This window comes from Pedobacter sp. 01N416 (genome assembly GCF_056399685.1).
This window is the reverse complement of record NZ_JBFTRT010000215.1, coordinates 1-9,976: the sequence shown is the minus strand read 5'-3', so window position 1 is coordinate 9,976 and position 9,976 is coordinate 1. Positions and strand designations below refer to the sequence as shown.

Below are 9,976 nucleotides of genomic sequence, written 5' to 3'. Positions count from 1 at the left end.
CTCTAAGTTCGATGCCTTACTGCTGATGTTTCTTAGTGTATTCTGTAAACTATCACGACTGTTTTTTAGAAAGATATTGTCTTTCTGCAGCTGAATAATCTGATCATTGTAGTTCTTAACAAATGTCTTCAGCTCGTTTATTTGTACATTGGCTTTGTCGAGTTCGCTTTGGGTAATCTGGTTTTTTTCTAAAGCCGCTTTAAGTTCTTCAATTTTTACCCGGGCAAGTTTCTGCTCTTCAACAAGTTTCTCGTTTAAATCCAGGTTCAATGCATTAACCTTATCCAGCTCAACCTCAATCTTTTCTACCTCGAGCCGCAGTTTATCCTTCTCTGTGCTAACTGTAACAAATCTTTCACTTTGCTGTCGATCTTTAAAAAACAAGTAAGCATTTGTGCCAATTAAAGCTGCAATAACGATGACCAGGAAGTAAATTTTGTTTCTATCACCCTTATTAATCTTTTGTGGTTCCATTTTTAATAACGCTGTATCTTCTGTAAATTAATATACTTTTGTTCTCCATAGGTAAATGGGTGTACACAATTAATTTTAGCAGGGCGCAAATTAAATTTTTTAAAAACTTATAAGAGTTTTTAAAAAAAATCGTTTACTTGCTAATGTTCATTTGTATTCAAATCAACACAAACACACAACCTGAATAAAAAAATAAGACAGAAATAATGCTTAAAAACTTCCTATACGCACTTTTATCTTTAACTGTAGTACCTTATATATTAAATGCACAACCTTTATCAAAAATTGCACCAAAAAGGGAGTTTAGGGGTGTTTGGGTGGCTACTGTTACCAATATAGACTGGCCATCGAAGCCAGGTTTAAGCATCGATCAACAAAAGCAGGAGCTGATCGGTATTTTAGAAAGACATAAAAGTCAAGGGATGAATGCAATTATTTTGCAGGTTAGACCAGCAGCCGATGCGTTTTACGCAAAATCCAGAGAGCCCTGGAGCCAATGGTTAATGGGTAAACAAGGTTTAGCACCTGCACCTGGTTACGACCCTTTGGCCTTTGCCATTAAAGAAGCCCATTTCAGGGGAATGGAACTTCATGCCTGGTTTAATCCTTATAGGGCAAGTATGAGCAGTACCGCTGTTTTAAGCGAAAACCATGCTTATCGTAAACACCCTGATTGGTTTTTTACCTATGGTGGCAAAAAGCAGTTTGACCCGGGTATTCCAGATGTAAGGGAATATATTGTTCAGGTAATTTTAGATGTAGTAAAAGGATACGATATTGATGGAATTCACTTCGACGATTATTTTTACCCTTATAAAGTAGAGGGGCAAACGATTAACGATGGTAATACTTTTTACAAATACCCGAATAATTTTTCAGATATAAAAGACTGGAGGCGCAACAACGTCGATCTGCTCATCAAGCAGCTGGATGATAGTATTCACCACTATAAAAAATGGGTAAAATTTGGTATTAGTCCTTTTGGTATCTGGAAAAATAAAAATGAAGATCCCGAAGGTTCTGCTACCAGTGGCCTATCCAATTATGCAGAACTTTTTGCCGATAGCCGTAAATGGGTTAGAGAAGGCTGGGTAGATTACATCAACCCTCAAATTTATTTTACGTTTACCAGAAGAGTTGCTCCCTATGGTATTTTGGTCGACTGGTGGAGCAATAATACCTTTGGTAGGCATGTTTATATCGGACAGGGTGCTTATCTGGTAAATTCGAGGGCAGAAGCAGCATGGAAAAACTTAAGTGAAATACCAAATCAGATTAGATACATAAGAAATAACAACCGAATTCAAGGGAGCGTGTTTTTTAGTTCTAAATCATTAAGTACAGTTGCTAAAGCTGTGGGCGACTCCTTAAAGAATGATTTTTATAAGTACCCTGCTTTGCCACCGCAAATGCCATGGCTGGATGAAGTGCCGCCAAACGAGCCCCAGGCATTAACAGCTGATGCACTAAAAGATGGTGTGCATTTAAAATGGCAACTTCCCTTAAAGGCAAAAGATGGAGAAACGGCCTCAGGATTTGTAATTTACCGCTTTAGTGAAGGAGAAAAAATTTCGGTACTCGATCCTAAGAACATTGTTAAAATAAGCTTTGAAGATTATCTTTCATATATTGATACCAGTGTAGAAAGTGGAAAGCGGTATAGCTACCTTGTAACTGCGCTAGACCGACTAAAAAATGAAAGTGAACCGAGTGGTCCTGTTGGTATCGAAGTTCCTTTAGCGAAAGAATAATAAGCGCTATTTATCTTTCTTATTGGTTGATTCTCTTTCTACAACAGCAGGATCGAGCACGATATGCTCCATGTTGGCGTATGGGCTCTCCTGATTAATCATTTTCAGAAACATTTTAGCACATTCTTTGCCCATTTGTGACGCATGCTGATCAATTGTTGATAGGTTAGGTGTAATGTAAGCGGAGAAAGCTTCATTGGCGAAACCAATTACACCAACTTCAGGGGGTGTTTCATCAATCTCTTTAAGCTTTTTAATTACACCTAAGGCGGTAAAATCGTCACCCGCAATAATAGCATCAGGCTTGTTTCTGCTGCGCATTAACCTGCCAGCGCCAAACCGACCGTCTTTAATGGATAAACCGCCAAAAATAATATGTTCTTCCATTAGCGGAAGGTTATGGTCTGCTAAGGCTGCTTTGTATCCTTMTAAGCGATCGTTAAATATTTTAATCTGATGAACGGTGGTTACAAATGCAATTTTTTTATAACCCTGATCGATTAAATGTTTCGTAGCGATATAACCTGCCTTAAAATCATCAAGTGTAATGGTAGGGACTTTTAGCTCCAGATCTACCYGGTCGAATAAAATAAGTGGTTTATTTTGCTTAATAATTTCGGCAAAGTGCGAAACATCTTTTGTTTCTAAAGACATGGAGGCCATAATACCATCTACCTGTGCCTCTAGTAAGGTTCTTACGCCGTTTATTTCGTTCTCTACAGATTCGTTAGATTGGTAAATAATAACACGGTAGCCGCTGTCTTTGAGTCCGTCTTCTATACAATGGATGATAGATGCGAAGAAGTGTGCCTGTACACTTGGTACAATTACACCAATAATATGGGTTTTGCCAGATTTTAATGCAGAGGCGAGTTTATTCGGGCTATAGTTTAATTTTTTAGCCATTTCAACAACAGCCTTTCTGGTGGCGTCACTTATTGCCGGAAAGCCACTAAGTGCCCTTGAAACTGTTGATACAGTAATATCAAGCTCCTTGGCTATATCGTATATGGTGGTTTTCTTTTTCAATTGCAGAGGGGGACAATCAATTATAGCGTAAATTTACTAAACCTTAATAATAATGTTCTTTTTATACATAAAATATAATAACACATAAAAACCGAGTACATAGGTTATGGCCCAAACTAAGGAAGCATTTATGGGGCTAAAAAACGGAGTGTAACAAGTTTCATAAAAGCGCACCAATAATCCTGTTTTTGTACCATCAGGTTTGGTAATCTGGATCAGGTTTAATATCCGCGGCATTAGGCCTGCTAAGAAAAAGACTGTTATGGCATTTACACCATAAACAACAAAAGGAGTGGTGAATTTTTTGTAACCCTGAACATCGATGATCCAGTAACAAAGTGCCATTCCTATCGACGCCAATCCACCCGCATAAAGTACGTAAGAACTTGTCCAAAGGGCTTTGTTGATCGGAAACTGTAAATCCCAAAGTAAACCTAAAATAACAGCGGTTACACCTGTAGTAAATAACCAGGCCACCTTAGTTGCATTGTCGACATCTTTTCTGCGCATCCAAACGCCAACCAGAATGCCAAATAAGCAGGTTCCTACTGCTGGTAATGTGCTCAAAACCCCTTCCGGATCCCAGGTTTTGGATGAAGCCCAGGTATGTGCTTCGGTTAAAATTCCGCGGTCGATCCAGGCAGCTAAATTCGTTTCTTTTTCCAGGTTGGGATAGCCTACTCCCGGTACAGGAATAAATGTCATTAAGGCCCAATAAAGGGCAAGGATTACGATTAAGATTTTGAATATGGTTTTGTTCGATACTTTGATGAAAATGATACTGCTAATGATAAAAACAATGCCTATTCTTTGTAAAACGCCTAAAAGACGAACCGTTTGAAAAGCCTCCCAAATTGATCTGTCATCTATTATGGTACTGATAATTTTTCCGAAAATGGCCAAAAAGAAACCGAGTAAATAAAGTATAATGCCACGTTTAATGGCTTTTATGATTGTTTTTTGATGTGAAGGTGGATCTGTTTTGCTGCTGCTCATGGCAAATGCAATGGATACACCAACAATCCACAAGAAAAATGGGAAAATTAAATCGGTGGGGGTACATCCATTCCATTCCGCATGCTCTAAAGGCGCGTAAATATGCCCCCAGCTGCCCGGATTATTCACTAAGATCATTGCGGCTACGGTTAATCCCCTGAAAAAATCAAGAGATAACAATCGTTGTTTAGGTTCGGTCATGATTAGCTTGTTTGGGTTCAGCAAACTAATTTAGAGTATTGTTTTTAGAATGAGAAATAAATCGGTTTACTTCCCGAAGTCTTTCTGCACTCTTGTCCTTTTGAGACTTCGCAGGTTGGGCAAAAAAAATCCTGCTTTGAGTTAACAAGGCAGGATCAATATTTATTTTAACACTAGTTAATCCACAAATTTCCAGCGTACAAAAGCTTCCATTGCTTCATATTCTGCAAGTCCAAGTTCGTCGTAGGCTTTTGCAGTATCACGGTTACGGTCTTCGGCACGCTGCCAGAACTCTCTAGCATCGTCACCAGGGAAAACTGCTCTGTCTTTTTGGCTCTGGTGTTTGAAAATCGCATATTTTTTACGCTCAAGCTCTTGTGGAGAAATAGGAACAGCCATTTCGATTTCATATGTTTCAAATTCGTGCCATGCACCGCGGTACATCCACAACCAGCAATCTTGTGCCCAAGCTTCGGTTTTGCGTAAACGTTTTAATGCTTCTAAAATAATATTAAAACAAACAATATGCGTTCCATGCGGATCTTCAAAATCGCCTGCCGCGTACACCTGTTGAGGCTTAACTTTTTGCAATAGTGCTATTGTAAGCTCGATATCAGCATCCGTTACCGGGTTTTTCTGAACCTTACCGCTTTCGTAAAAAGGAAGCGCCTGAAAGTGGATATGGTCATCTTCAAGACCGCAATATCTTGCGCCGGCAATTGCCTCGCCTTTTCTGATCAATCCTTTAACCGTTTGGATCTCTGGCGTATCTATCTGGTTTGGTTGTTTCTGCTCAATAAAGGTTCTCATTTTATTGTAGAGATCCTTCAAATGTGTATTGTCCATACCCATTTTCTCTGTAAAATCTACATTGAACTCAACAAAACGAAGTGCATCATCATCCCAAACCGCGGTATTACCTGAGGTTTGGTAAGCTACGTGTACATCATGCCCTTGATCAACCAGACGAAGAAAAGTACCGCCCATCGAGATCACATCATCATCAGGGTGCGGTGAGAAAATAATTATTCTCTTTTTAGCAGGTTCAGCTCTTTCCGGACGCTGCGAATCATCAGCATTCGGTTTACCTCCTGGCCAACCTGTAATGGTGTGCTGTAATTTATTAAAGATGTGGATGTTGATATTGTATACTGGTCCTTTTTCAGTAGCCAGTTGCGCCATACCATTATTGTTGTAATCGTCTTCGGTTAACTTTAAGATCGGTTTTTTCAAGGTATTGGCCAGCCAGATCACCGCTTTACGGATCAGAGCATCTGTCCAAACACAGTCTTTAACCAACCATGGGGTGTCAAAACGGGTCAGTTCTGAAGCTGCAGGTGCATCAAGGATAAACTCCACATGGTCAGAAAGCTGTAGGTACGTTGCCGGAACATCGCCCGAAATTTCACCTTCAACAGCTTTTTTGATAATCGAAGCTTTTTTACGGCTCCAGGCCATCAATATAATTTCCCTTGCTTTGAAAATTGTACCTATACCCATGGTAATGGCCTTAGTAGGTACGAAGGTTTTTCCGCCGAAATCGCGTGCGGCATCGCGGCGGGTAAGGTCATCTAAAGTAACTAAACGTGTACCAGAATTTGGTGCAGATCCCGGCTCGTTAAATCCGATGTGACCTGTACGGCCGATACCTAAAATCTGGATATCAAGACCACCAAGATCACCTATTTTCTTTTCATACTCTAAGCAGAATGCAGGAATATCTTCCAGCGCAAGTGTGCCATCAGGGATGTGAACATTTTTCTTATCAATGTCGATATGATTGAAAAGGTTTTCGTTCATAAACGTAACATAACTTTGTGCCGCTGTTGGCGCCATTGGATAATATTCATCCAAGTTGAAAGTAATTACGTTTTTAAAACTCAAGCCCTCTTCTTTGTGCAGTCTAACCAATTCGGCATAAACTGCAATTGGGGTAACACCTGTTGCTAAGCCCAGTACTGCAGGTGTGTTGCTTGCTTGTTTAGATTTAATGAGCTCGGCAATGCGGTGTGCAACATTAATTGAAGCAATTTTTGGATTTTCGAACACGCTTACCGGTAATTTCTCGAAACGTGTCTCCTCCAGTAGATTTAATCTAGCCATTTTTTTTATATGGATTTTAATGTACGGAGCAGTAAATATAGAGAGTTATGCCCAATTTGTAACAAAGGTTATTTACTTTTATTGCAAGTATTTATATAAAATTCGATTAGAGGGGCAGACAAACGTTTGATCTTTTTAAGATAAAAAAGCAATATGAACACACAGATTGAAAAGTTGTATTCGAAAGCAGGGAAATCGGAACGTTTAATTATAGGATTGATGAGTGGAACATCAATGGATGGACTGGATATTGCGCTCTGTTTGGTAAAGGGAAGCGGTGCTGAGACGGATATCCGGATTTTAAAATTTAAAACAGGCGATTATACCGATGATTTTAGGGCCAAAATAAAAGCCATTTTCTCTAAAAAAGAAGTCGATTTACAATTGGTGTGCTTAATGAATGAGCATATTGCAAATACCCATGCCCAACTAATAAATGAAGCCCTGGAAGAATGGGGCTATAAAAATGAGGATATAGATTTTATAGCCAGCCACGGACAAACCATATTTCATGCACCAAAATCGTTGCATCAAATGACCGATTATCCTAATGGTACATTACAAATAGGTGACGGTGATCATATTGCGCTAAAAACCGGGATTATCACACTGTCTGACTTTAGACAAAAACACTTAGCCGCTGGCGGGGAAGGCGCCCCCTTAGCGGTCTATGGCGATTATTTAATATTTTCGAAAGCTGGCGAAGATCGGGTAATGTTAAATATAGGCGGCATAGCAAATTTCACCTATTTGCCAGGCAGTACGGATGCCAGTGAAATTTTTTCGACGGATGTTGGCCCTGGAAATACTTTGATGGACCAGTATATGCAGAAACATTTTAATCAATTTTATGATAAAAATGCAGCTGTTGCCTTGGCTGGCGAATCTAATCCCAGTCTATTGTCTGCGTTATTAAATTGCAGCTTTTTTGATCTGGATTTTCCTAAAACCACAGGACCAGAATTGTTTAATCTGGAGTATTTGACAAACGCTCAAGAAGAGTCTTTAACAATAGATTTAAGTAGGGAAGATGTAATGGCTACCTTATGTCATTGTGGCAAACCGATAAACTTTGGTGATAGGCAAGGCGTGCCTTCGGTTTGCATGGGTAAAATCAGTTTACCAGCCTAGTAAGCACAATTTTGTAAATCAGTTTGTACAGGTTAAAAATTTGGTTTGTGCGGTATTTTGTTAAATTTGTTTAAACACTAATCTTCTAACAAAACCAAATTTTATGGAAAAAAGTTACCTAAAATGGTCACCAGGATTCTTCGCAATTTTGTTGATCCCATTTCTGCTGCTCTTATTTACAGAAATGGCGCAGGCACAAAACAAACGGTATACCATAAGCGGTAAGGTTACCGACGCCGCAAATAACAGCCCTGTTCCAGGTGCTGTTGTGAAAATTATCAATACAAATCTCGTAACAAGCACAAGTTCGAGTGGAACGTATAGCTTTTCGGTTGATTTAGCCCCTGGTAAATATCAGATTCAGATTTCTTTTATCGGCTTTAAATCGAATATCGAAACGGTAACACTTGGCGATAATACCACAGTTCAGGCTAATAGTGCTTTAAGTGGCGATGCAGTGGGGCTCGATGAGGTAATTGTTACGGGTACCTCTCAAGGAACTACCCGTAAACAGCTCGGTAGTTACGTGAGTACCGTAAAAGGTGATGATTTAAACAAGGCGCCTAGTGGAAATGCACTGGCGTCATTACAAGGTAAAACACCCGGCGCACAGATCAGCCAAAATTCTGGAGACCCAGCTGGTGGAATTTCTGTTCGTTTAAGAGGGGTGAGCTCGGTTAACTCATCTTCAGAGCCACTTTACATCATTGATGGGGTAATTGTAAACAATTCTACAACCAGAGTAACCAATACATCAGCCAATTATGATGGTGGAAACTTTGTCGGAAGTATTGGGCAAAACCGGATGGTGGATATTAGTCCTGCGGATATTGATCATATTGAGGTTTTAAATGGCGCAGCAGCAGCAGCCATTTATGGTTCGAGGGCAAATGCGGGGGTAATCCAGATTTTCACCAAGAGGGGTAAAACTGGCGAGCCGCAAGTGAGTTTCAGCACCAGTTTAACCATTAGTGAGTTGCGCAAACAAATTGATGTCAATCAATCGCCAACAAAATTTGGAGGACCAACAGATGGGCCAACTGCGCAAACTCAGGATGTATTATCCCCTGCGTTAATTACAACAACTCCGGTAACCAGGTATAATTACCAGGATTATATTTTCAGGACAGGTATTGGGACAGATAATTCAGTTTCAGTCTCTGGAGGTAATGACAACACTAAATTTTATACCTCTGCTGGTTATTTTTCAAACCAGGGGATCATTAAAAACACTGATTTCACCAGAATGAATTTCAGGGCAAATCTTGATCAAACCATTAATAAATGGGCAAAAATGACTGCGGGATTTAATTATGTTCATAGCGATGCCAACGAAAAGCCAGATGGGAATTCATTCTTTTCACCAATGAATTCGGTAACCATTATTGGCAATTTTCATGATTTGTTTACCAGAGATGCATTAGGCAATTTAAAAGCCATCGGAGAACGCGRACGTGTTAATCCAGTTTCTGTTATTGAAGATATCAAGCAACGCCAGTTTACCAATCGCATTATTGCAAATGCAGGATTAAAACTTACTCCTGTTAAAAACTTAACTATTGACTATACTATGGGGGTTGATAATTCAATCCAAAATGGGACAACATTTATTCCGCCCTTTGCGTATAATGTAAGTACGGGTTTTTATGGTGGTGGGCCAACTTTAGATCCATCTTTAAACGGTTATGCAAGTGCGGCGAATGCAACAACCACACTATTTAATAATGAGTTAAACTTCACCTATGATGCTAAAATTTCTGAATTATTTAGTTCAACTACTCAACTTGGCGGATCTTATCAATATCAAAAAGACCTGTATAGCTTACTAAACGGACGTGGTTTAGCTCCTTTTGTTCAGGTAGTGAATGGAGCAAGTACTGCTTTACCTAATGTTGATAATCGTTCAGAATTCTCAATTAGCGGGGCTTATTTACAACAAAATTTTAAATATAAAGACCATTTATTTATAACCGGCGCCATAAGAGTAGATCAATCTACCGTATTTGGAGAAGATAATAGAACGCAGTTTTATCCTAAAGCTAACGTGAGTTATGTGTTGTCATCTGCCGATTATTGGAAAGATTTTGGCGTATCATCATGGTGGAATGCGTTCAAATTAAGAGCAGCTTATGGCCAGTCTGGAAATTTAACAGGGATTGGCGCATATGATCGTTTCAACGTTTATTCACCAAATGCCCTAAACAGCAAAACATCATTAACATCGTTAACGACACTGGCTAATACGAGTGTGAAACCTGAGCGCCAAAAAGAGCTTGAAATCGGTACAGATA

At 39.5% G+C, this 9,976-nt stretch carries 6 protein-coding genes and 1 pseudogene; 3 read left to right on the top strand and 4 right to left on the bottom strand.

All coding sequences use genetic code 11. The features are described from left to right. Positions 1–474: pseudogene (locus AC1DND_RS13465) on the bottom strand (hypothetical protein); the annotation flags it as partial. Between the two features lie 206 nt (positions 475–680). Here AC1DND_RS13465 and AC1DND_RS13460 point away from each other — a divergent pair. Further along, complete coding sequence (locus AC1DND_RS13460) at positions 681–2,225, top strand: glycoside hydrolase family 10-like protein (RefSeq protein ID WP_477582288.1); 1,545 nt, start codon at positions 681–683, stop codon at positions 2,223–2,225. Between the two features lie 6 nt (positions 2,226–2,231). On the opposite strand, the gene AC1DND_RS13455 is transcribed toward AC1DND_RS13460, so the two are convergent. The 3 genes from AC1DND_RS13455 to nagB all read right to left on the bottom strand — a co-directional run bounded on the left by AC1DND_RS13455 (position 2,232) and on the right by nagB (position 6,554). Beyond that, the gene (locus AC1DND_RS13455) at positions 2,232–3,254 is read right to left on the bottom strand and encodes a LacI family DNA-binding transcriptional regulator (protein ID WP_477582287.1); all 1,023 of its coding nucleotides are present in this window, start codon (positions 3,252–3,254) and stop codon (positions 2,232–2,234) included. Positions 3,255–3,290: 36 nt separating this feature from the next. Then, a complete protein-coding gene (locus AC1DND_RS13450) occupies positions 3,291–4,451 on the bottom strand; it encodes an acyltransferase family protein (RefSeq protein WP_477582285.1) in 1,161 nt (386 codons plus the stop codon). Positions 4,452–4,628: 177 nt separating this feature from the next. Beyond that, the gene (gene nagB / locus AC1DND_RS13445; protein WP_215124687.1) at positions 4,629–6,554 is read right to left on the bottom strand and encodes a glucosamine-6-phosphate deaminase; all 1,926 of its coding nucleotides are present in this window, start codon (positions 6,552–6,554) and stop codon (positions 4,629–4,631) included. 153 nt (positions 6,555–6,707) lie between these two features. Between nagB and AC1DND_RS13440 the strand changes: the two genes are divergently transcribed. After that, a complete protein-coding gene (locus tag AC1DND_RS13440) occupies positions 6,708–7,685 on the top strand; it encodes an anhydro-N-acetylmuramic acid kinase (RefSeq protein ID WP_477582283.1) in 978 nt (325 codons plus the stop codon). 103 nt (positions 7,686–7,788) lie between these two features. Further along, positions 7,789–9,976: SusC/RagA family TonB-linked outer membrane protein (locus tag AC1DND_RS13435; protein ID WP_477582281.1), on the top strand; the 2,188-nt coding region annotated here is incomplete at its 3' end.